The following is a 23,573-nucleotide window of genomic DNA, read 5'->3' as shown; positions in this document are numbered from 1 at the left end:
CAGTGCCATGACGCAGACGACGACTTCGCAGACCGCCTCGGCTGACCGGCAGGCCTGGGGATGGGGCTTGGCCACCGTCCACGAGGACGGAGACGTGCTGGATACCTGGTATCCCGCGCCTCAGCTGGGCTCCCCCGACGGCTCCCCCGCCCCGGTTGATCTGCACCGGGTAACTGAAGCTGGTCGTGACGCTATCCGCAATGTGCACACTGAGGTAGTGCGCACCGTCGTCAATCTGGATGACGCTCCTGCCAACGTGCCCGACGCATATCTGCGCCTGCATCTACTGTCGTCCCGGTTAGCTGCTCCCCGCACCATTAACCTCGATGGCATTTTCGGTGTGCTCCCCAATAACGTCTGGACCACGATAGGCCCAATCCGTGTGGCCGATCTCGAGAAGGCCCGTATGGAGGCACGCGTCGCCCATGCCCCATTCACCGTTCTTCTGATCGACAAGTTCCCGCGCATGGTGGATTTCGTCGTCCCCTCTGGTGTGCGCATCGGTGACGCCGACCGGGTCCGTTTGGGAGCCCATCTGGCCGAGGGAACCACTGTCATGCACGAGGGGTTCGTCAACTTCAACGCAGGCACGCTAGGCCACTCGATGGTCGAGGGACGCATCAGCCAGGGTGTCATCGTCGGCGACGGCACCGATATCGGTGGTGGAGCCTCCATCATGGGGACCCTCTCGGGTGGCGGCAAGGAGCAGGTGACGATCGGTCGCGGCTGCCTGCTTGGAGCTGAGGCCGGAATCGGCATTTCCCTAGGTGACAACTGCGTCGTCGAGGCTGGCCTCTACGTCACTGCAGGCACCAAGGTGACTCTTCCTGAGGGCAAGGTTGTCAAGGCATCTGAGCTCTCCGGCGCCAGCGACATCCTCTACATTCGTGATTCAACGACGGGGGTCGTCAAAGCCCGCAGCCGTGGTAACCACAAGATCGAACTCAACACGGACTTGCATCAGAACTGACATGACAAAGCCCTCCCCCCGCCAGGCCCGCCCTACTGCTACGCGACAACGGCGTAAACGTCGGTCTACCAACCCCGCAAAGACGATTGCCGCCCTTGTTGTGGTATTGGCAATCCTGGCCGGGCTGGGTTGGGGTGGATATCAGGTATGGAGGGCGGTTGACCCGTTCACCACGACAGAGCCTGAAGGTTGCCGAGTGACGGTCTCGGGCCAGTCCTACGACCTCGATTTAGAGCAATCCCAGAATGCCGCCATCATCACTGCCGAGTCCATCCGCCGTGGTCTTCCGGCCCATGCCGCCACGATCGCTTTGGTGACGGCAATGCAGGAATCGAAGCTGCGCAATATTGACTACGGGGATCGTGACTCCCTCGGGCTATTCCAACAGCGTCCTTCCCAAGGATGGGGAACTGCCAAGCAGATCATGGACCCGTGGTATTCATCGGGGAAGTTCTACGAGGAGCTGGTGAAGTTCGGCAATTGGAAGTCCATCAGCATCAATGATGCCGCCCAGCAAGTGCAGCGATCCGGATACCCCGAGGCCTACCGCAAGCACGAGCCGTTAGCGAAAGCATGGGCCTCAGCTCTCACGGGCCATTCCCCCTCAGCACTGACCTGCGTCAATAGGTCCGCCGAGACGACAACCGTTCACGAACTCGCCCGCACGGCACGCAAGGGGCTCGCGTCGAAGGTCGCCACCCACACAACTGGATCGACGGTGATGTTCACCGCCTCTGATCCGGTGTCCGTCCGCGCGGCAGTGGCATTGACGATGGCGAGCACGAATCTCGGGCCAGTCGATCGCGCGACGGTCGCAACGACGAGCTGGAGGGCAGATTCCGAGCATTACGCCTCGTGGGGGGCAGCTGCTGGCCCCTCAGCGAGCCCAGCTGCCAGCGGGACGGGCCGGGTTTCCGGCACCGTCACCGCTCGAAGCTAATCAAGGCTGTAACCGCTGGGCGGCGGCGTTAATCCTCTCGTCGGTGGCCGTCAGTCCGATGCGGACATGATCAGAGCCACCGGCAACGTAAAAATCACCGGGAGAACAGAGGATTCCTAGATTGGCTAGTCGGTCAAGGGTGATCCGGCAGTCCTCGTCGTGGGTCGCCCACAGATACAGCGATCCCTCGGAGTGGTCAATGCGGAAACCGGCCTTCTCCAAGGCCGGTTTCAGGACATCGCGACGCAGTCGGTACCGCCGCACTTGTTCAAGCACGTGAGAGCGATCTGTCAGAGCAGCCTGCATAGCAGCCACGACCGGGGCTGGAATCATGAGTCCCGAGTGCTTACGCACAGTAAGCAACTCGCTGGTCAACTCAGCATCCCCAACGACAAACCCCGCACGGTAGCCGGCCATATTCGATCGCTTGGACATCGACAGGCAGGCCAGCAAGCCGGTGACATCACCACCGTTGACCCGCTTGTCAAGGACCGAAACCGACTCCCCCTCCCAGACAAACTCGCCATAGCACTCGTCAGAGACAAGCACAGCTTCCGTACTGCGTGCCAAATCCACCCATGCCTTCATCTGGTCAAGGTTGAGGACACGACCTGACGGATTAGCTGGGGAATTAATCCAGATGAGGTCAGGGGCGACATCGACCTCGTCCGGTTCGTCAACGGCGACAACCCTGGCTCCGGCCAGCCGGGCACCGACCCGGTAAGTCGGATAGGCGCACGCCGGGATGACGATAGTCGAATCCGGCCCCAACCCAAGCTGACTAGGTAGAGAAGCCACCAACTCTTTCGTTCCGACAACTGGCAGGACGCTAGTCTGGTCAAGACTGGCTGGCGCACCCCAGACCTGCTTCATGTGGTCCAGGATTCCAGCTCGCAGGGCAGGGGTCCCCCACACCTGCGGGTAACCGTGGGCGTCACCAGCCGCCGTGAGTGCCTCGGTGGCAACGTCCGGGGTCGGATCGACCGGCGTGCCCACCGACAAATCGACAATCCCGCCGGGATGGGACTGGGCCTTGCGCCTGGCCTCAGCAATGGTGTCCCAGGGGAAGGTGGGCAGGGTGGCGGAGACGTTGCGGCGACTCATTCGCCCTGTGGCGGCAGAGCTTCGACGGCCGCATGGTCCTTGTGAGTCGGGCCAAGTCGCGCAGCGCCGCCGGGGGACCCCAACTCGTTGAAGAACTCGGCGTTGATGTTGAGGAACTTCTCCTGATCATCGGGCAGGTCATCCTCGTAATAGATGGCCTCGACGGGGCATACGGGCTCGCAAGCGCCGCAGTCAACGCACTCCTCAGGGTGAATGTAGAGGCTACGCTCACCCTCGTAAATGCAGTCGACGGGACACTCCTCGACGCAAGCACGATCCTTGACATCCACGCAGGGCAGACCGATGACGTAGGTCACGTCTTCTCCTTGTTCCGGCCCTGACAAGGGGCCTGATAGACACTCGCCATCATCATAGTGCGGCCTCGTGACATCCGCCTCCAGCACGCACTGACGCCCACGACTGTCAGTCAGTCGTGGGCGTCAGAATTGGGCTGAAAACCTCAAAGAGCAGCAACCAGGGCGTCGACGCTCGCCTTTGCGTCACCGAAAAGCATCCGGGTGTTATCGGCGAAGAACAACGGGTTCTCCACACCGGCATATCCGGGCTTCATGGAGCGCTTGAAGACAACTACCTCATGGCCCTCCCAGACGTGAAGCACTGGCATACCCGAAATCGGGGTACCAGGATCCATGGCGGCAGGGTTGACAGTGTCGTTGGCGCCAATGACCAAGACGACGTCGGCGTCGGCGAAGTCGTCGTTGATCTCGTCCATCTCCATGACGATGTCGTAGGGGACGTGGGCCTCGGCGAGCAACACATTCATATGACCGGGCAGTCGGCCGGCCACCGGGTGGATCGCAAACCTGACGTCCACGCCCTTGTCCCGCAGCTTCTTAGCCAGCTCGGCGACTGGGTACTGGGCCTGAGCCACGGCCATGCCGTATCCGGGAGCAATGATGACCGAGGAGGCGTCAGACAGCTGGGAGGCTAACTCGTCAGCCTTGATCTCAGTGATCTCCCCCGCCGGACCCCCGCCCTCAACTGCCGGGGCATCACCAAAGCCACCGAGGATAACCGACACGAAGGAGCGGTTCATGGCCTTGCACATGATGTAGGACAGGATGGCACCGGAGAAGCCGACGAGGGCACCGGTGACGATGAGCACCGGGATGTGCAGGCTGAACCCGGAGAAGGCAGCCGCCCAACCGGAGTAACTGTTCAGCATCGAGATAACGACCGGCATATCCGCGCCACCGATAGCGGCGACGAGGTGGAAGCCGAGGAACAGCGACGCCACAGTCAGTAGCGCCAACGGCAACCACGCGATGCCACTGGAGACATTGGAGAACCAGATGCCGCAGGCGAGAATGACGACCAGCAGGCCGAGATTGATCCAATTTCGGCCTGGCAGGGTCAGCGGCTTCGAGGCGACTTTTCCCGAGAGCTTGCCCCAGGCCACCAGCGATCCCGTGAAGGTGAGAGCACCAATGAAGATGCCGATCCAGATCTCGGAAAGCTGGAAAGTGCTAGCACCAGTCCCCTCCTCAGCGAAGGCGTTGAAACCGATGAGGACAGCAGCCAGACCGACAAAAGAGTGCAGCTGAGCGATGAGCTCAGGCATTCCAGTCATCTCGACCTTAAGGGCCTTCCACACGCCGAAAGCTCCGCCAATAAGCATCGGGATGAAGAGCAAAACGATGGATGCCGGCGAGTATCCGGGCAGTTTCACTAGGGCAACGATCGTCGCGACAATCGCGATAACCATGCCGAGAATGCCATAGGCATTGCCCTTCTTAGAAGTCTCAAACTTGGACAGCCCAGCCAGGGCAAAGATGAACAGCAGGCCCGCAACGATAAAGGATGCGTTGACGAAGTTCAGCAACGATCCGGCCAGCGGGGCAATGAGAAGTGTTGACGTCATGGATCAGGCCTTCCTGAACATCTTGAGCATGCGCTGGGTGACCGTAAAACCGCCGAAGATGTTGATACTGGCAATGAGCACAGTCAACGCGGCGACAATCCGAATACCCCACGATTCACTGCCGAGCTGGGTGATAGCACCAACGATGATGATGCCGCTGATAGCGTTCGTGACGCTCATAAGCGGAGTGTGCAGTGCGTGGGTGACGTTCCACACCACGTAGTAGCCAACAACGACTGCGATGGCAAAGGTGCCAAAGAGCGCGACGAATTCCATCGGGGAGAAGGTCAGCAGGGCGATCAATGCGATCGACAGCACCGCGACGATGCCAAAGGTCTGCGGCCACGGGCGCGGTTTTTTCTCCGGGGTGGCCGGAGCACTGGCAGTCTCAGCCTTAGCGACTGGCTTAGGAGCTGCGGCGACCTGTACTGGGGGCGGCGGGAAAGCCACCTGCCCTTCGTGGCACACCGTCATGGTGCGAATGACCTCGTCGTCGAAGTTGAGGACGAGCTCGCCGTTCTTTTCCGGGGTAGCCAACTTGAGCAAGTTGACGAGGTTGGTGCCATAAAGCTGGCTGGCCTGACCAGGCAGGCGAGACGGCAGATCCGTGTAACCGATAATCGTCACACCATTATCGGTGACATAGGACTCGCCGGGGTGAGTCAACTCGCAATTGCCACCGCCCAGGGCAGCAAGGTCAACGATGACGCTGCCGGGCTTCATCGCGGCGACCATCTCTGCAGTGATGAGCTTGGGGGAAGGCTTACCAGGGATAGCAGCCGTAGTGATGATGACGTCGTCCTTGCCAGCCTGCTCCAGGTACAGCTCAGCGGCGCGGGCGTTGTAGTCGTCACTCGTTTCCTTGGCATAGCCGTCGGAGCTGACACCCTGGTCAGAATCTCCGGTTCGCACATGCAAGAAAGTGGCTCCCATTGACTGCACCTGCTCGGCCGTCTCAGGGCGGACGTCAGTGGCGTAGACCTCCGCGCCCATCGAATTAGCGGCGCCCAGCGCGGCCAGACCGGCAACGCCGGTACCGATAACGAACACTTTGGCCGGCGGGACTTTGCCTGCCGCAGTGACCTGGCCACCGAAGGTGCGTCCGTAGGCGAACGCCGCCTCGACGACGGCCCGGTAGCCAGAAATATTAGCCATGGACGATAGCGCGTCCATCGACTGGGCGCGCGAAATGCGCGGAACCATGTCCATGCTGAGGCCGGTGACGCCAGCCGCGGCCAGCTTCTCGGTAAGGGCGAGGTCCTGGCGAGGATGGAGGAAGGTAACGAGGACAGCCCCTGCACGCATGAGGGCGATCTGGTCGTCGATAGGTTCGTTGACGGCCAGCACGAGGTCGGCCTTCCACGCCTCCCCCGGTTCAACAATCCTGGCTCCGGCCGCTTCATACGCGCGGTCGGGCTGAGCGGCGTGCTCGCCAGCTCCGGACTCGACGACCACCTCGTAGCCGAGTTTAAGTAGGGCGGGAACAGTCGTCGGAGTCGCGGCGACCCGGTTCTCACCCGGGAGTGACTCCCGTGGGATTCCGATGATCATGATGGTGACTTTACGGCCAAACGTCCTCGGCCACGACACCGGGGCTGCACGTTTCCCCACATCAGCACCAAAAATAGGAGCACCGGGACACTGTCCCTCGACAGCGTCGCGGTGCTCGTCCTCTCAAAGCATCATGCCCGACTGCGATCCGCCCTGGAATCCGTTATCAGACGAGACAGGAGCGCGATGTCGTCGCAAGACCAACCGGTCTCACAGCATCGCTCAGACAGCCTCCTGAAAGTAAGCCAGCAATACCAGTACAGTCAGCCACAATGGTGATTTCTCACACCGGGAATGCATCGCTAATGGACTCGTTGACCCACCGACGCTCGAAATTGCTCTGCTACATGTCGTGCCGCGAACCGCTCGGGAAAAATACTGCCCCTGGAGAGGGCGCTATCAAGATGCATTTCAGCTTCTTTCATGGCGAAAATCACTGAAAACGCGACATAACGGCGACTGGTATAGGAGCGTTTCACTGAGTAAACAGCCAACAAGAACCTGGTCATACGCGTGCTACCCTATAGCTCATGGATACCCACATCCGGGCTATGGAGGAACGGGACTTACCCGCAGTGAGCCGTATCTATAACCAGAGCGCAGTGGCAACCACCTACTCTTACACATTGGTCGACACCAAAATAGCCGATCGGCTGTCCTGGTGGCGCGAGCAAATGGCCGATGACAGGCCGGTACTCATAGCAGAAGTAGACGGGGTGACGGCGGGATACGCCAATTACCACCGTTTCCGCGCAGGCGGTGGATATGACGTCACGGCGGAGGTGACGATCTGGCTCGACACTCCGGCGCGGGGACGAGGGGTGGGGCGCAAGCTCATGACCGAGCTCATCCGTCACGCCCGCGCAGATCATCGTCTGCACAACCTCCTGTCAGTGGTCGATTCGGATAATGACCGCAGCATCGGTTTTCACTCGGCGATGGGCTTCACCGAGGTTGGACGGCTACCACACATCGCCTACAAGCTGGGCGACTGGCGTACTGCGGTACTCATGCAATTAACTCTTGACTGATCGCGTGGCCCGCCACGAGACAGATGCCGGAGGCATACCGCAACGCAATGTCCGCTACCGCGCCGCTAGAGTTGCTCCATGACCGCGTACCATGCTGACGCCAGTGACCTCGAGGGCAAGGAGATCCTCACCTGGGAGACCTTCGGTGAAGCCACCGAGGAACTAGCTACCCAGATTCATCATTCGGGGTTCGACCCCGAGATCCTCATCGCTGTGGCACGCGGTGGCATGATCCCCGGCGGAGCCCTCACGTATTCCCTCGGGGTCAAGCTCACCGACGCCATCAACGTCGAGTTCTACACCGACGTCCAGGAAACCCTTCCCGATCCCGTTCTGTTGGCCCCGATGCTCGACACCGAATCCATCAGGAACAAGCGAATTCTCATCGTCGACGACGTCGTCGATTCCGGTCGCACCTTGGCCCTAGTACTCGAGCTGCTGCGCGGCTTCGAAGCCGACGTCCGCTCGGCGGTGCTGTATTCCAAGCCCACGACCATCATCAATCCGGACTTCGTGTGGAAAGCCACAGACAAGTGGATCGTGTTTCCCTGGAGCGCGAAGCCTCCGGTTGGTCAACGCTGAGCGCGAAGCCCGCCGTTGCTCGAGGCTGACGTCGACAGCACGGATCCGACTGCAACGACGACCTCACAGAAGGACATCGCACCCGGATCAGGTGTTCCCAGCGATTTCTCCCCCAACGGGCGCGCCCGACCAATCTTGGCCGTCATCTCGGAGGTCGCCTGAGCGGCCGCGTCAGCGGCGCGGCAGGCTGATTCCCATGCCTGCGGCAGCGGATCAGCTGAGGACTCAAGGGTCGTTACGAAGGGGATCATGGCGTCGACCATCGTCTTGTCTCCGGTCTTAGCCCCTCCCAGCCGAGTGACGGCGTCGAGAGCTGCTCGGGCCGCCTGGCGTATGGCATCCTTATCTGCCCGATCCTCATCACCAAGCACCGCTCCGAAGCCGGTCAGCACTGCTCCCCACAGTGCACCTGAGGTCCCCCCAGCATGCTCCGACCATGCCAATCCAGCTGCACTGAGGGTACTTGCAGCACCGGCACCGTCGCCTCTCACCCGCCGCGCCTCGGCAAGGGCAGCCTGGGACCCACGCGTCATGCCAATACCGTGGTCACCGTCGCCAGCCACGGAATCAAGACGGCCCAACTCGCCACTGCGCTCCGACAGCCTTGTCGCCACTGCTTCCAGAGCCTGAACGATGACACCTGCAAGCCGCTGGGAAACATGGGATCCCAGCTTAGTAATCGAAACCTGCTCAACTTCCTGGGGCAGCGGCGTGGTATCAAAATCCACCTGAGCGACAGTTCCGCGACGGAACGCGGGAGTGTCGCATGCTGCCAACCACAGCGGCTCGATGACGTCGTCGAGCCATACCAGAGTCAGGGAGACTCCAGCCATATCGAGGCTGGTGACGAATTCTCCTACCTGCGGATCGACAATTGTCAGGCCAGCATCTTCAAGACGACGGCTGACGCTATTCCACAGCACGAAGAGCTCCTCGTACTTCGTACTGCCCAATCCGTTAACGATCGGCACTACTCGAGTCCCAGAATTGTTGGGCCGATCAGCCAGCAATCTGTCAACGAGCATAGCGGCCACCTCGTCCGCGGTACCCAGGGCCTCGTCATGGATGCCGGGCTCGCCGTGGATCCCCATACCCACGCCCATCTGGGTCGCTTCGACCCGGAATAGTGGTTCGTCGCAACCCGGCAAGGTGCAGCCTGCGAAGGCCACTCCGAGGGAACGAGTGCGATCGTTAACCAGGTCGAACACCGCGACGACCTCGTCAATGCGCCGACCTTCCTCGCAGGCCGCCGCTGTGACCTTGAAAACTGGCAGGTCACCAGCGATACCACGACGCTTGAGATGTTCCTGCCCCGAAGCGATATCGTCAGTAACCAGCAGACAACGAGCGTCTATTCCCTCGCTGCGAAGCCGCTCCGCTGCCTGCCCAAAATGCAGGACGTCGCCGGCGTAATTGCCAAATCCGATGAGGACCCCAGCCCCACGGTCAGCGGCCTTACACACCGCATAAGCTTGGGAGGCTGACGGCGAGGAGAAAATGTTCCCGCATACGGCACCATCGGCGAAACCTGGACCAACCCAGCCGGCAAAAGCCGGGTAGTGCCCCGATCCTCCACCGACGACCAGAGCAACCTTGCGATCGGTACGGGCAGCGCGGACAACTCCCCCGAATACCGGCCTCACATAGTTCGGGAAGGCACTGACAAGCCCGGCGACTGCCTGGGACGGGAAATCATCGGGATTATTCACAAGTCGGGTCATAATTAGGGCTCCTGTCATCATCGTCGATGGTGTTTTTCCCACAGCACATGATAATTGGTACCGCCACAATCTTTTCGGCGCGGCAGAGATGCGACAGTAGACCTGACGAAGGAGATCACATGATGCACACCATGCCAGCTCTAGTCCTCAATGGCCCTGGAGACGTCCAGCTGACCGAAAAACCCATACCCACGCCTGGCCCCGGAGAGGTCGTGCTGGCCGTCGAGGCGACGACGATCTGCGGCACCGATCTACGCATCATGTCCGGTGAGAAAACCACCGGGGTGCGTCCCGGAGTCACCCTCGGTCACGAAATCGCCGGAAGGATCGCTTCCCTCGGCGAGGGGGTGGAAGGGCTGACTGCCGGGCAACAAGCGACTGTCTCCATCGTCGTCTCCTGCGGCACCTGCCGGGCTTGCCTTACAGGGCGGGAACACTTATGCAGCCGCTGCGAGCTCGTCGGTTACGGCATCGACGGCGGGCTCGCACCGTGGTTGCGTGTGCCGGCCCGAGCCGTTCGTCGCGGCAATATCATCTCGGTGGCTGCCGAAATGCCAGCTACCCGGTTGGCCCTGGCGGAACCTCTCTCCTGTGTCCTCAACGGGCATCGCCGTCATAGCGGGGTGAACCCCGGAGAGACGGTCGTCATCATCGGCGGCGGAGCTATCGGTCTGCTCCATACCGAGCTCAATCTGGCTTGCGGGGCAGGGCGGGTCATCGTGTGCGAGAAGCATGCGGACCGACGCGACCGCGCCGCAGCTATGGGAGCGGTGACGACCTGTCCGGAACACCTGTCCGAAGTCGTCGCCGAGCACACCGGCGGATATGGGGCCGAGCTTGTCATCGTCGCTATTGGTCGTAACGAGTTAGCCGAGGAATCCCTTAGCCTCGCCGCCCCCGGTGGACGCGTGAGTTGGTTTGCTGGTTTCCCCAAAGGCTCAATGGCGTCCATCACCCCCAATACGGTGCATTACCAAGAGCTGACGGTCTCCGGAGGATCGAACGCCGGTCGGGCAGACGTTCACCGGGCGGTCGACATGCTCGAAGGAGGAGACATCGACGAGGCCCCCATCGTCACTCACACCTTTGGCCTATCCCAGTGGACCGAGGCTGTTGACGCGGTGCGCGGTCATGCCGGTGTCAAGATCGCTATCGACCCCCAGCGTTAAGTCGCGTCCCGTCACACATCGACTGCCGCCTTACAATCTCACCGAGAGGGCCCCGGCATCCACATTGCCAAATCGGTGCGCTGTCACCGAGACCGACTGCTCTCGCAGGAAGGGGAGAAATTCGATCTGCGGGGCGCTGGTGACCTCATTGGCCCACACGACGAGATCCGGGTTACCGTCAACCTCATCGGCAGCTCGTGAGGGATTACCACCGACGAGCCGTACTCGGCCAGCCCCTAGGCTGGCGTACCAGTCCTCGTCGCTAGCAGTGGTAACGGCCACACCGACCGAACGCAACGCCCGACCTAGCCCTTCACCAAAGCTCGGGTCTAGACACACCGAAATGTCGTCCCCGGCAGCCACGAGACCCGCAGCAACGACACGAGCGACGTCGACCAGTTTGGCGTCGGCACAACCTCTCACCTGTGTCGGGGCCGGGCGATACCTCAGGATGTTGCGCTCTCTTTCCAGCCCACCGATGTCGGTAGAGCGTCCGAACCACTCGTCCCACTCGTGAGCGTCACGAGCGACCGCGTCCAGGAGCCAGGAACGCTCGTCGCGAGTAACCAACCCCGCGATGTGATCGACGAACTGTTCAACCAAACCACAGGGACGGTCCGCCGGAGTCGGAGCCGTCACCTCAGCTCGACGCCAAGTTCCCAACACCTGTAAGTAGTGGTAGCCACCGGCCTTGGCACCTGGGCCGACCGCCGAACGCTTCCAACCGCCAAAGGGTTGACGACCGACGATAGCTCCCGTGATGCTTCGGTTGACGTAAAGGTTTCCAGCATCGACCCTCTCTGCCCAAAACTCGATCTCGGAAGGGTCCAGCGAATGCAAACCAGCCGTCAAACCGAAAGCGGTGCCGTTCTGGTACTCGATAGCGGTGGCTAAGTCAGGAGCGTACATAATTCCGGTAATCGGACCGAAGTACTCGGTGAGGTGGTACGGATCCCCCGGCTTGACGCCACCGCGCACGCCAGGAGACCAGTATCGGCCTTCCTCGTCGATGCGTACCGGCTTCAGGGCCCACACCTGACCCGGGTCGAGCTTCGTCAAACCGTCGAGCAATTTGCCGTTGGCGGGCTCGGCAAGCGGACCCATCTGGGAACGCAGATCCAACGGCGATCCCACCCGAACTGAGGAAGCCGCATCGAGAATCTGGTGGCGCAATCGCTGAGACCGGTAGGCCTGACCCACCAAGATAATGAGCGACGCTGCCGAGCACTTCTGCCCGGCGTTACCGAAAGCCGACTTGATGATGTCGGCCGCGGCTAAGTCGTAGTCAGCGTTCTCAGTGACGATGATGGAGTTCTTCCCACTGGTCTCAGCCAACACCGGCAGGTCATGCCGCCACGACCGGAATAGCTTGGCCGTCTCCCAAGCTCCCGTGAGGATGACCCGATCGACCTCAGGGTGGCTCACCAAGTGCTTACCAGCCTCATTTTCCTCAACATCGACAAGCTGCAAGACGTCGCGCGGAATCCCAGCCTCCCACAGGCACTCAGCGATAACAGCAGCACAGTGGCGGGCCTGCGGGGCGGGCTTGAGTAGTACCGACGACCCGGCAGCCAAGGCGGCGAGGGTGGATCCGGCGGTAATAGATAGGGCAAAGTTCCACGGCGGGGTGACGACGGTCACTCGCGGCGGCACGAACTGGGCACCATCGACGGCCTCAAGCTCCTCAGCTCGGTCGGCATACCAAGCAGCGAAGTCAATAGCCTCAGACACCTCGACGTCACCTTCGGCCAGGATCTTGCCGGTTTCAACACCGGCCACTGCCAAAAGATCGCCACGGCGAGCAGCGAAGGCGTGTATCACCGTGCGCAGTACGTCGGCACGCGCGTTGCCGCCACGCCCAGCCCAGGAGTGTTGAGCGTCAAGAGCGGTAGCAACGACTGCATCAACCTCAGCAATGGTCTCGAGGTGGTTGTTAGCCAGGGTGGACTCCCCCAGCTCACAGCCCTTCATTTTCTCGGCAACCTCACCGGCCCAGTCACGGATATGGGGTAGGGAGGGGTCGGAGTCAGTGGACTGGACGAACCCATCGGAAAGGTCCGGCACCCGATCGGGTTCTTGCCGGCGCCGAGGCTCGGGCACATCTCGAGTAATCCCAGCCACCGCACTGCGGAACCTCGCCTCCTCGCGGGCAAAGAGTTGGGAGTCGTGGCCAAGCTGGAAGACAGCCGACATGAAGTTCTCGCTGGCAGCATTCTCTTCTAGCCGACGTACTAGATAGCTGATCGCCACATCGAAGTGGGCCGGATCGACAACCGGCGTGTAGAGCAACAGCCCACCAACATCAGCTCCGATACGTTCAACCTGGTCAGGTGCCATGCCTAGCAGCATCTCGAATTCGACCCGGTCCCGGACCCCACGATGCTCGGCAAGCAGCTTCGTCAGTGCAATGTCGAAAAGGTTGTGGCCTGCGACGCCATACCGCACCGAGTGGGTACGTTCGGGAGTCAGCGCCCAATCCAGGATTCGTTTGTAGTTGGTGTCGGTGGCAAGTTTGGAAGGCCACGGGGTCTGCTGCCACCCGTGAATCTCGGCATCTACCCTCTCCATTACGAGATTGGCACCCTTGACCAACCGCACCTTAATCCCCGCCCCACCGGCAGCGGTGCGACGATTAGCCCACTCAACGAGACCCTGCAGAGCGGCCAGCGAATCAGGCAGGTAAGCCTGCAGGACGATGCCCGCCTCCATAGTACGCAATTCAGGGCGGTCGAGAAGCTTCTGAAAGACCTCAATCGTCAGATCAAGGTCGTGGTACTCCTCCATGTCGAGGTTGATGAACTTCGGCTTCGGGGAGTTCGCAGCTACGTGATACAGCGGCAGCAACCGCTCAACGACCTCGTCGACCGTCGGCTCGTGGGCCCACAAGTCGAGCTGGTTGACGACAGCCGAAATCTTGATCGAGACATAGTCGACGTCATCGCGGGCCAGCAGAGCCATCGTCCCCTCGAGCCGAGATGCCGCCTCGCGATCGCCCAACACAGCCTCACCCAGAAGGTTGAGGTTAAGCCTGGCACCCGAGCTCCGCAGCGTTTTGAGGGTGCGAGTCAGCTGTGCCGGTCGCGCATCGACAACGAGGTGACCCACCAACTGCCGCAAAGCATGACGTGCAGCTGGGACGACGACGTCAGGAGCTATCGGGGCCATTCGTCCGCCTGCCCGCACCGCCATCTGCAGCGCGCCCGGCAGGAAGGAACAATCCATCTTTGCTAGTCCCGCAAGATTCGCCGCTGCGGTGCGGGCATCCTCAGGGCGAACAACGCGATCTATGAAAGCCAGGGTGAAGGGCAGGCCAGCCGGGTGGGACAGTACGTCGGAGAGCAAACCTGCAGCGATCTGTGCACGATCTGTCCGACGTTTCGATGCACCATGGGCATCTCGTAACCAGGTGTGGACCTGGTCAACTGCCTCGTCAACCAGGTCAGCAGGGCGTGGGGATGGGGAGACCCAAGTATCAGCGTCGATGCTCATGACATGACTGTAGCCCGAGTAGACGACAACACGCGCGCAGCCCAACGATGTAAGAATATCGCTGCGAATACCGCGAAAGGACAGCTCATGACGCAGACCGCCACCGAGTCGAGCGCGACGACGCGCACGGGCATCGAGACGACTGGAATCGAGATCGTCGAAGAATCACAGCGCACCGCGCAGCCCCGGGACCTCTTCCTTCCCTGGTTCGCCTCGAATGTCTCGGTCTTTGGCATGAGCTATGGAGCCTTCATGCTGGGGTTCAAGGTGTCCTTCTGGCAGGCGATGGCAGCAACTCTCGTCGGCGTCATCGTCTCCTTCGGGTTCTGCGGCATTATCGCTATAGCTGGCAAGCGTGGCTCAGCGCCAACGATGGTGCTGTCTCGGGCCGCTTTCGGCACTCAGGGCAACAAGATCCCCGGGATTATCTCCTGGATGACCTCAATTGGCTGGGAAACATCTCTCGCTATCACGGCTGTCTTGGCGACGACGACGATCTTCCATCGACTGGGTTGGAGTTCCGGGAGCTCGGTCAAGATCTGCGCCACTATCGTCGTGGCCCTGCTCATTGTCGGCGGCGCTGTGGCCGGTTATCACATCATCATGAAGTTGCAGGCCGTTCTGACCTGGATTACCGGCGTCCTTACCGTGATCTACCTAGTGATGGCTGCCAGCCACATCGACTGGCACGCCACAACCTCATTGCCTTGTGCATCTGTCCCGGCCTTCGTCGGCGCGCTCACCCTCGTCATGACTGGCACCGGATTGGGATGGACGAATATCGCGGCCGACTGGTCGCGCTACCAGTCGCGCACATCTCCCGGGTTCGCCACTGCCTTCTGGAATGTTTTTGGGGCCTCTTTACCGCTCATCGTCCTCATCACCGGCGGGCTGCTGCTAGCCGCTTCCTCGAAGAACCTTTCCGACGCCATCGGGGCAGATCCTGTTGGCGCCCTAGCGACCATCCTGCCAACGTGGTTCCTCATCCCGTTCCTGCTGGCTGCGATCCTCTCTCTGCTGGCCGGGGCCATCAACGGCATTTACTCTTCCGGGCTCACCTTGCTCACCCTGGGAATCAGAGTCCCACGCCCGGCAGCTTCTCTTATTGACGGGACGATTCTCACCATCGGGACCCTATATGTCGTCTTCGTGGCTCCGAACTTTATTTCCCCCTTCCAGTCCTTCCTGGTGACGCTGGGGGTGCCACTGTCAGGGTGGACCGGCATCATGATGGCCGATATCACCTTGCGCCACCGCCCCTACGACGAGGCTGATCTGTTCAACGGTTCTGGGCGTTACGGTCGTTTCGACCTCACCTCGATCATCACCTTTGTCGTCGTGACCGTCATCGGGTGGGGGCTGGTCGTCAACACCTACGAGGGCGTCAATTGGAACAACTGGCAAGGATTTCTGCTTGGGCCCATCGGGCTGGGTGGGCGTCAGGGTGATTGGGCCTACGCCAACCTTGGAGTGTTCGGGGCCCTGGTCCTCGGATATGTTGTCACCCTCATCGCCCGGCGCGGCAAGGTGCGTCGTCAGGAGTCACGATGAGCGAGACGTGGCTCGTTGTGATCGACCCCCAGACGATCTTCGCGTCCGCCACGTCCCCCTGGGGCTCTCCTACCTTCCCAAACATCATCGACCCGATGAATCACATGGTCGCTGCCTTCCACGGCCGAACCATCGTGACGCGCTGGATTCCCGCGACTACTCGCAGTGGATCGTGGCGCGACTACTTCGACCGCTGGACATTTGCAGATCGTCCCGCAGATGATCCGATATTCGACCTTGCCGACGAGGCTCGGCCATGGGCGGAACGCCCAACGATCGACGTCACCACCTTCGGTAAGTGGGGATCCCAGCTAACGGCGGTGACCGGCGAGTATCCCCACCTCTTGCTAGCGGGTGTTTCGACCGACTGTTGTGTCATCACGACGGCCTTGGCTGCTGCCGATGCTGGAGCTTGGGTGACGGTTGTATCTGACGCCTGCGCAGGATCCACCCCGGATAATCACGAGGCGGCCCTGACCGTCATGGGTCTGTATTCTCCTCAGATCGAGGTTGCTACCACTTCTCAGGTCCTTACGACCCTCACCTAAAGCTATGGGTCACCTAATTCTTTGGGCACCCTGCCTTGTCGACGCATCTCATGAAGACGACAATGGTTATCACTTGCGTACTGGAAAGGGAACACCACATGCATCGTCGTCTTCTAGCTATGGCAACTCTCAGCGCCTGCGCTCTGGCAATGGCAGGCTGCTCCAACTCCGGGTCGGACTCGGGGTCCGGCTCGTCCGCCAGTTCTGGCAAGATTGACGTCGTCGCTTCGACCAACGTCTGGGGCTCGGTCGCTCAAGCGATCGGCGGCGACAAAGTCAATGTCCACTCCATCATCGACAGCCCCGATCAGGATCCGCACGACTACGAGGCCACCGCTAAAGACAAGCTCGCCTTCTCGAAAGCCAAGATCGCCATTGCTAACGGCGGCGGCTATGACGACTGGGCTGCCAAACTCGCCAAGAGCACCAGCCCCCAGGCGGATCTCATTGACGCCGTCGAGACCTCCGGCCTCAAGAAGCCCGGCCAGAAGGAATTCAACGAGCACGTCTTCTACTCGATCGACAGTGCTCGCAAGGTAGCTAAGGTTGTTGAGTCTGACCTGATCAAGGCCTCACCGGACAACAAGTCCACCTTCGAAACCAACCTCAAGGACTTCGAGTCCAAGCTTGACGGCCTCAAGGATCGTGCCACCAAGGTCGGAATGAAGCACCCGAACAGCACCGCTATCGCTACCGAGCCGGTCGTCGGTTACCTGCTTGAGGACATGAAGATCAAGAACATCACCCCCGACGAGTTCGTCGAACAGTCCGAAACCGAGGCCGGCCCATCCACCAAGGTCGTTCACGAGACCACCGAGCTGCTGTCTCAGAAGAAAGCGTCCGTCCTTCTCGTCAACGGCCAAACCAGCGACGACGTCACCAAAACTCTTCAAAAGGCTGCTAGCAAGGCACATATCCACGAAGTTGGCGTGTGGGAGACCTTCCCGAAAGGTGTCGACAACTACCCAGAATTCATCGGCAAGGCCATCGACTCTATCGAGAAGGGCTTAGCCTGACACTCGTGGCATCGCATCGTTCTGACACCACCGGGACGACAATGAGCATCGAGCCTGCCAAGCTCACCGGCGCCAAGGTCGCCTTCGGGAACCGGGTGCTGTGGTCGGGGCTCGATCTCATTGTCGAACCCGGCGAGTTCATCGCCGTTCTGGGCCCCAACGGGGTCGGTAAAACCACCTTGTTGCGGGTCCTCCTAGGGCAGACTCCGCTGACAGCTGGGACCGCTATGGTCGCTGGCCGCCCCGTGCGCCGCGGTTCGCCTCACATCGGCTACATCCCGCAACAGCGATCCCTCGAGACGACTGCTCCCATCCGGGGACGAGATCTCGTCGGGATGGGAATTGACGGGCACCGGTGGGGGTTCGGGCGGTTTAGCCGGTCGCGACGGCACCAGATTGATGAAGCCATCGCCTCGGTCGGCGCCACAGCCTTCGCCAATGCACCGCTGACGATGACGTCGGGTGGTGAACAGCAGAGGTTGCGCATTGCCCAAGCACTGGTCACCAATCCCCAGCTGTTGCTGTGTGACGAGCCATTGTCCAGCCTCGACCTGCACCACCAGCAAGAAGTCACCCGGCTCATTGACAGTGCGCGCCGAAGCCGCAATCTCGGGGTACTGTTCGTCACCCACGAGATCAATCCTGTACTCCCCTACGTCGACCGGGTGGTCTACGTCGCGGGTGGCAAAGTTCGCGTTGGCACTCCCGACGAGGTGTTGCGATCAGATGTCCTCAGCGAGCTATACGGATCGCATGTTGACGTGTTCCATCGCGGCGATCGCATCATCGTGCTCGCTGACGAGGAGCGCTCTTCTCACCTACACGCCCCCGAAATCTCCGGCGAGTCTGAGGAGATAGGCTGACATGGATTTTCCCACGATTATCAACTTCGACAGCTTCAGCCAATTAGTGCCACTGGTCCATGGGTCGATCATTGCCGGGCTCATCCTCGGTGTCCTCGCGGGCCTTATCGGCCCGATAATACATGCCCGAGATCTGGCATTTGCTGTTCACGGCACCTCGGAGATTTCTTTCGCGGGTGCTGCGGTGGCCCTGTTCTTCGGGGCATCGGTGACCAAGGGTGCCGTCATCGGTTCTCTCGTGGCCGCCCTCATCTTAGGACTCCTAGGTGTTAAGGCGGCAGAACGCAATGCGTCTATCGGCATCATGCTGCCCTTCGGCATGGGAATTGGTGTGCTCTTTTTGAGCCTGTATAAAGGCAGGTCTTCCAATAAATTTGGCCTGCTTACCGGACAGATCGTCGCGGTGGATACCACGGAATTGAGCACCTTGGTCGCGGTAGCGATCTTCGTGGCAGTGTGCCTAGGCATCATCTGGAGACCACTGTTCTTTGCCTCAGTGGATCCTGAAGCTGCCAGGGCTCGCGGGGTTCCGATGCGGTTCCTATCGATTGTCTTCATGCTACTGCTCGGTCTGACCACGGCTATGGCGGTACAGCTTGTCGGCGCCCTGCTGGTACTGAGTCTGCTCATCACTCCGACGGCCGCTGCTGCCAAGGTAACGGCCCACCCGTTGGCGATGTCGTTGCTCTCTATCGTGTTTGCAACGGTCTCTGCCGTCGGAGGGATCTTGCTGTCATTGGGGCCAGGGCTACCCATTAGCCCCTACGTGACGACGGTGAGCTTCCTCATTTACCTCGTCTGTCTGGGGCTGGGAGCTATTCGTCAGCGCCGCGGCTGGAGTCGGCGAACCGTCTGATATCTCTACAACGTCCCGTCGACGCTACTTGTCGCACGATGCTGCCAACTGACAGCTCCCGTGCTGCCCCACCCGATACCATCCAGCCCTTTCACACCGTGACGCCTTCGCTTCCGTCAGGCAACCGGCTATTGCCCCGCATCGGGGTTCGAATAGTCAGCCGCATGGCTATCGCTCCTTGCCTACGTGGTATCCCTCACAGCCGACAGCTGGAAGCGGGGCGCACCAGTCGCAAACGCAGTGACCATAATGGCAAGCACACTGACCGCCCACATAGTGACGGGTAGCGCCGCAATGGTGGGGTCGAAGGATTGATTCGCGTCGGTCGATCCGATCGCGGCATTGATCGCCCAGCCAGCCAGAATTCCGACCACCAGTGACATCGTCTGGGCTGGCAGAATCGTGACGATCATCTGTATCAAGAAGGATCGTCGCAGAATACGGGCGGGAGTACCCACAGCTTGTTGAACGGCAATGGTACGCCGCATTCCCCAGCGCAATTCGACAAAAGCTGCAGTACATGCCACCAGGATCAGCAGGAATCCGGTCGCCAGACCGCTACGCACGATTCCCTGCTGTTGGATAAACGCCTGTAGAGTGTCGGGATTTTCAGCCCCGGCGTAGGCCGCATAGGACGGCGCAGCTGCGTGGAGTTGATCCACAAGCCGATCGAGGTCGCCAGTTGTGGAGTCTGCGGTGAACTCCAGGATGTCTGCCGTGAGACCTGCCAGTCTCGGATCGTTGCGAGCGAGGAGGGCGTCATCGTCATAGGTGACGGGTAGGCGGCTGACGGGCTTGATGGTACGGACCATGGTGTGTTCATCGTGGCCAAAGGTCCATGTCGATGACGCGTCTCGCCTCGTTGCCGGCGTCCTGGGACAGGACCGCGGATAGGGATCGAAGGCGGCCAAGTCAGCGCAGGAGGCGGCGACAAGGGTACGGCCGTCAGTAGTCGTGTAGATCATACGTCGGGGCCGGGTGACGCGCCGGAGGGCTTGCTGTTCGGTGGCGGTCCGGTCGGTGAAGGGGACCTGGACGAGGACGTGGTGGGGGTCCCCCGCAGTATCGTGGGTGCCAGAAATGAGGAATCCCGATCCAAATCCGGCTACACCGACCATAATCGTCAATGCGATCACCATCGCAGCGGAATCTAGATAGTGAGCCCGAGCCAGGGTCAACCCGAGACGGGTGGGCAGTCTCAGCTGTTCGCGATCGGCACACCATACGATGATGAGGTGGGCTGACATGACGGCGCCGAGAGTTCCAAGCACCGCTGCGCCCATGATGTATCCAGCGGCGTGGTCCCCCAGGCGCTGGCCGTTGTGGGCGAGTGCCATCGTCAGGCAGATCCAGCCCTCCAGACCGATCGCAGCCACCACGAGGAGAAGACCAACGATCCCGAGCAGATGACGCACTGTCCCAAGCCGGGCGCGGCGGCGCGGGGGGCGGCGTGAAGCCAGCAGCCTTCGCAGGGCGCGACGGGCCAACCAGCCACTCGCGATCACCATGATGACGACGATAATGAGCCACTCAGGCCATCTCAGCCTCGCCTGCCAGGGCCACCACGTTAACCCGAGCGTCCCACTCGATCCAAGGGCGTTTTGAACGGGAGTGAACAGTGCCAACCCGAGCAGAGCGCCTAGGCCAGCGGTCCCAGAAACCTCGACGGCGAAGACCTGGCCACACCAGTCGGGATCGCATCCCATGCGCACTAACGTCATGAACCTGTCGCGGCGCGAGGCAGCCGACAGGCTCAGTGACGTCCACAACAACACGGCTGCCGGCAGCGCCACCAGTCCGATCACCTCGATCCACACGGTACGTGACGACACCCCAGAATCACCGATTCTGGTCAAGCCGAAGGCCTTCAGCTCGCGGCAACCAGCCTGATCGGGGGTGGTCGTAATCGAGAACAGTTCATCGGGTGAAGCCAAAGCGGCCCGATCCACCGCCACCGGATCGATTGTGCCTAAGCTAGAGATTTTCACGACCCCGGCGTCCATCAACGACTTCAGACGCGGGGACACGATGGTGTGACCAGGTTGGGGCCAGTGCTTTAGTCCTGGGGGTAGGCGGTCAGCAGGGTGGTTCACCACGAAACTCGTCCAGGGCGTACCGTCGACCTGTAATTCCTGCACCTTGAAACCGGTATGCCCGTCAGCAGGCTCATCCGGAGCAAGGATGGGGGTACGCGCGTCACGCGCTTCCTGCTGCTGAGCGGTGACGCGAGGCAGGGTGACACCCACCGCTAACCCGAGTGTGGCCAAGGCCACACCGACAATCATGACCAACGATCGCACCCACTCATGACGACCCGCCCCACGGCTCAATCGCAACGCCAGACGCACACCTTTCACGACGCGTCCCCCACGATCCGCCCATCGGCCAAACGAATGATCCGAGCATTTCCCGGCAACGTGTGCTCATCATGGGTAACCATCACCAAAGTGGAACCCTCGGCGCGAACTAGTTCGTCTAGCAAGTCGATTACGGCATGGCGGTTCGTGGTGTCCAAAGCGCCAGTAGGTTCGTCGGCCAGAACGACCGCCGGACGGTGTGCCAGGGCACGACCCACGGCAGCACGCTGCGCCTGGCCTCCCGACACCTCGCTGGGTCTCCGCTTGTTGCTCTCGCTCAGGTCAAGGATCTCGGCAAGGTGGTCGGCGCGCTTCAGTGCGTCCCGGCGCCCAGTGCCAAGGAGCTCAAGAGGCAGGGCAATGTTGTCACGCAATGTGAGCTCGGGAACCAGTTCAGAGTTCTGAAACACCAGGCCGATCGTTTGCAACCGCCACGCCGCACGCCGCCTGTCATCTAGCCCGTATACATCCACGTCGCCGTGTACGACCCGCCCTCTCGTCGGCGCCTCCAAACCGGCAAGGCACATCAACAATGTTGACTTACCCGAACCAGAAGCACCGACGATCACGTTCACTGACCCCGCAGGCATGACCAGCGAGACATCGTCCAATGCGGGTCGGCCCGCGTGGGGGAACTGCATGAACAAGTCATAACAAGTCAACGAGCACCGATTAATCATAAGGTATCCGATCCATGGGCATCAGAGGCGGTCATCACTCGCGGTACAACCTTTCGACGCAGTGGTCACCGTACCAATGCTCGGCGCACCTGGACCCGAAGATCTGCCGCACGCAAAGTGTCTCCAGAGCTCACATTGAATTGGCAGCCGCCCTGCCACCACACCCTCCTCGACTTGAATCTATGCTCTGTTATGCATAATTATGTATTACGCGGTGTTACCTAGCACTGCAGCAGCGAAGGAACGCCACATGAAAACTCTGCACCACGCCACCGGTGCCGCCTTGACCGCCATCGCTCTTGCCCTGAGCGGATGTACCTACGCATCCGAAGAGTCAGCCAGTCCTGAGGGCAATTCCAGCGACACTGAGCCCTCCTCTAATGCCGAGATCATCGAATCGATTAAAAAGGACCCCTCCATCGCCGCGATCGTTCCCGACGACATCAAAAAATCGGGAACCCTACGCAACGGCGTTGCAGCCAACTACGCACCTGCAGAGTTAATCGACACCGACGGATCCACCGTCATCGGCTACGACATCGACTACATCACCGCTGTCGGTAAGCTCATGGGCCTCAAAGTGACAACCACCAATGCCGCCTTCCCCAGCCTCATTCCCGCGCTGGGCTCCAAATACGACGTCTCCGTCTCCGCATTCACCATCACCCTCGAGCGGGAGAAGCAAGTCACCATGGCCTCCTACTTCAAGGCGGGATTCTCCATGGCCGTCCCCAAAGGCAACCCCAAGAAAATCTCCCCCGACGACCTATGCGGTCACACTGTCGCCGTCCAGACCGGAACAGCCCAGGAGACTGCCGCCCAGCACAAGTCGAAGCAGTGCGTCAAGGCCGGCCGCAAGCCCATCGACCTGCTGTCCTACGCCTCCCAGTCCGACGCCACAACCAACGTCACCGGCGGCAAAGCCGCCGTCCTCTACGCCGACTCAGTGATCACCGGCTACGCCATCAAGCAGACATCCAAGCTCGAGGCCCTTGGCGGCATCACCGATGCCGCCAAGTTCGGCGTCGTCACCGCCAAAAATGACGGCGGCTTGTCGAAGGCCATCCAGGTCGCAACCCAAAAGCTCATCGATGACGGCACTATGAAGAAGCTGCTCGCCGCGTGGGGCACCCAGGATGGCCTCATCAAGACCTCCCAAGTCAATCCCGAATCGTGATCACATCCAACTGAAAGGCACTCCCGGTGGCCAACCACCACGCCGACATCCCCAATCGCATCCAAGCCCGTGACGTCGCACACCCC

At 60.8% G+C, this 23,573-nt stretch carries 19 protein-coding genes; 11 read left to right on the top strand and 8 right to left on the bottom strand.

Annotation, left to right across the window (positions count from 1 at the left end):
• Positions 1-7 precede the first annotated feature (7 nt).
• Together dapD and A5483_RS03195 are read left to right on the top strand one after the other, a co-directional pair.
• Positions 8-970 carry a 2,3,4,5-tetrahydropyridine-2,6-dicarboxylate N-succinyltransferase gene (gene dapD / locus A5483_RS03200; protein ID WP_002549307.1) on the top strand — a complete coding sequence of 321 codons (963 nt, stop codon included), beginning with the start codon at positions 8-10 and terminating at the stop codon, positions 968-970.
• A 1-nt stretch (position 971) separates the two neighbouring features.
• A complete protein-coding gene (locus A5483_RS03195) occupies positions 972-1,910 on the top strand; it encodes a hypothetical protein (protein WP_233500899.1) in 939 nt (312 codons plus the stop codon).
• On the opposite strand, the gene dapC is transcribed toward A5483_RS03195, so the two are convergent.
• The 4 genes from dapC to A5483_RS03175 all read right to left on the bottom strand — a co-directional run bounded on the left by dapC (position 1,911) and on the right by A5483_RS03175 (position 6,447).
• On the bottom strand, positions 1,911-3,014 hold the full coding sequence (gene dapC / locus A5483_RS03190) for a succinyldiaminopimelate transaminase (RefSeq protein ID WP_002549338.1): 1,104 nt from the start codon (positions 3,012-3,014) through the stop codon (positions 1,911-1,913).
• Positions 3,011-3,331, bottom strand: a complete 321-nt coding sequence (fdxA, locus tag A5483_RS03185; RefSeq protein WP_002549419.1) for a ferredoxin — start codon at positions 3,329-3,331, stop codon at positions 3,011-3,013. Before fdxA ends, dapC begins: the two co-directional genes overlap by 4 nt.
• A 143-nt stretch (positions 3,332-3,474) precedes the next feature.
• Positions 3,475-4,896, bottom strand: a complete 1,422-nt coding sequence (locus A5483_RS03180) for an NAD(P)(+) transhydrogenase (Re/Si-specific) subunit beta (protein WP_063811010.1) — start codon at positions 4,894-4,896, stop codon at positions 3,475-3,477.
• 3 nt (positions 4,897-4,899) lie between these two features.
• On the bottom strand, positions 4,900-6,447 hold the full coding sequence (locus A5483_RS03175; RefSeq protein ID WP_042842886.1) for a Re/Si-specific NAD(P)(+) transhydrogenase subunit alpha: 1,548 nt from the start codon (positions 6,445-6,447) through the stop codon (positions 4,900-4,902).
• 530 nt (positions 6,448-6,977) lie between these two features.
• Between A5483_RS03175 and A5483_RS03170 the strand changes: the two genes are divergently transcribed.
• Both A5483_RS03170 and A5483_RS03165 read left to right on the top strand, forming a co-directional pair.
• Complete coding sequence (locus A5483_RS03170) at positions 6,978-7,478, top strand: GNAT family N-acetyltransferase (RefSeq protein WP_063811009.1); 501 nt, start codon at positions 6,978-6,980, stop codon at positions 7,476-7,478.
• Between the two features lie 78 nt (positions 7,479-7,556).
• A complete protein-coding gene (locus A5483_RS03165; RefSeq protein ID WP_002549306.1) occupies positions 7,557-8,060 on the top strand; it encodes a phosphoribosyltransferase in 504 nt (167 codons plus the stop codon).
• On the opposite strand, the gene A5483_RS03160 is transcribed toward A5483_RS03165, so the two are convergent.
• Positions 8,051-9,781 (bottom strand): dihydroxyacetone kinase family protein, encoded by a 1,731-nt coding sequence (locus tag A5483_RS03160; protein ID WP_063811008.1) that lies wholly within the window; start codon positions 9,779-9,781, stop codon positions 8,051-8,053. The genes A5483_RS03165 and A5483_RS03160 overlap by 10 nt on opposite strands.
• 119 nt (positions 9,782-9,900) lie before the next feature.
• On the opposite strand from A5483_RS03160, the gene A5483_RS03155 reads away from it, so the two are divergent.
• Complete coding sequence (locus tag A5483_RS03155) at positions 9,901-10,950, top strand: alcohol dehydrogenase catalytic domain-containing protein (RefSeq protein WP_063811007.1); 1,050 nt, start codon at positions 9,901-9,903, stop codon at positions 10,948-10,950.
• Between the two features lie 30 nt (positions 10,951-10,980).
• Here A5483_RS03155 and A5483_RS03150 read toward each other — a convergent pair whose 3' ends face one another.
• Complete coding sequence (locus A5483_RS03150) at positions 10,981-14,439, bottom strand: bifunctional proline dehydrogenase/L-glutamate gamma-semialdehyde dehydrogenase (protein WP_063811006.1); 3,459 nt, start codon at positions 14,437-14,439, stop codon at positions 10,981-10,983.
• Positions 14,440-14,526: 87 nt separating this feature from the next.
• On the opposite strand from A5483_RS03150, the gene A5483_RS03145 reads away from it, so the two are divergent.
• The 5 genes from A5483_RS03145 to A5483_RS03125 all read left to right on the top strand — a co-directional run bounded on the left by A5483_RS03145 (position 14,527) and on the right by A5483_RS03125 (position 19,273).
• Positions 14,527-15,990 carry a purine-cytosine permease family protein gene (locus A5483_RS03145; RefSeq protein ID WP_063811005.1) on the top strand — a complete coding sequence of 488 codons (1,464 nt, stop codon included), beginning with the start codon at positions 14,527-14,529 and terminating at the stop codon, positions 15,988-15,990.
• Positions 15,987-16,538, top strand: a complete 552-nt coding sequence (locus tag A5483_RS03140) for a cysteine hydrolase family protein (RefSeq protein ID WP_063811004.1) — start codon at positions 15,987-15,989, stop codon at positions 16,536-16,538. Before A5483_RS03145 ends, A5483_RS03140 begins: the two co-directional genes overlap by 4 nt.
• Positions 16,539-16,636: 98 nt before the next feature.
• The gene (locus A5483_RS03135) at positions 16,637-17,554 is read left to right on the top strand and encodes a metal ABC transporter solute-binding protein, Zn/Mn family (protein WP_063811003.1); all 918 of its coding nucleotides are present in this window, start codon (positions 16,637-16,639) and stop codon (positions 17,552-17,554) included.
• A 41-nt stretch (positions 17,555-17,595) separates the two neighbouring features.
• Positions 17,596-18,417 carry a metal ABC transporter ATP-binding protein gene (locus tag A5483_RS03130; RefSeq protein WP_063811002.1) on the top strand — a complete coding sequence of 274 codons (822 nt, stop codon included), beginning with the start codon at positions 17,596-17,598 and terminating at the stop codon, positions 18,415-18,417.
• Between the two features lies 1 nt (position 18,418).
• Positions 18,419-19,273: a metal ABC transporter permease gene (locus tag A5483_RS03125; RefSeq protein ID WP_063811001.1), complete on the top strand. Its 855-nt coding sequence runs from the start codon at positions 18,419-18,421 to the stop codon at positions 19,271-19,273.
• A gap of 182 nt (positions 19,274-19,455) precedes the next feature.
• On the opposite strand, the gene A5483_RS03120 is transcribed toward A5483_RS03125, so the two are convergent.
• Together A5483_RS03120 and A5483_RS03115 are read right to left on the bottom strand one after the other, a co-directional pair.
• Positions 19,456-21,558 carry an FtsX-like permease family protein gene (locus tag A5483_RS03120; RefSeq protein ID WP_063811044.1) on the bottom strand — a complete coding sequence of 701 codons (2,103 nt, stop codon included), beginning with the start codon at positions 21,556-21,558 and terminating at the stop codon, positions 19,456-19,458.
• 68 nt (positions 21,559-21,626) lie between these two features.
• Positions 21,627-22,310 (bottom strand): ABC transporter ATP-binding protein, encoded by a 684-nt coding sequence (locus A5483_RS03115; RefSeq protein ID WP_002549330.1) that lies wholly within the window; start codon positions 22,308-22,310, stop codon positions 21,627-21,629.
• Between the two features lie 250 nt (positions 22,311-22,560).
• Here A5483_RS03115 and A5483_RS03110 point away from each other — a divergent pair, with 250 nt between their 5' ends.
• Positions 22,561-23,487, top strand: a complete 927-nt coding sequence (locus tag A5483_RS03110) for an ABC transporter substrate-binding protein (protein ID WP_063811000.1) — start codon at positions 22,561-22,563, stop codon at positions 23,485-23,487.
• Positions 23,488-23,573 lie beyond the last annotated feature (86 nt).

This window comes from Cutibacterium namnetense, from assembly GCF_001642025.1.
GTDB lineage: Bacteria > Actinomycetota > Actinomycetes > Propionibacteriales > Propionibacteriaceae > Cutibacterium > Cutibacterium namnetense.
Note: the sequence above shows the minus strand (reverse complement) of the source record. Positions and strands in the feature narration are given on the sequence as shown.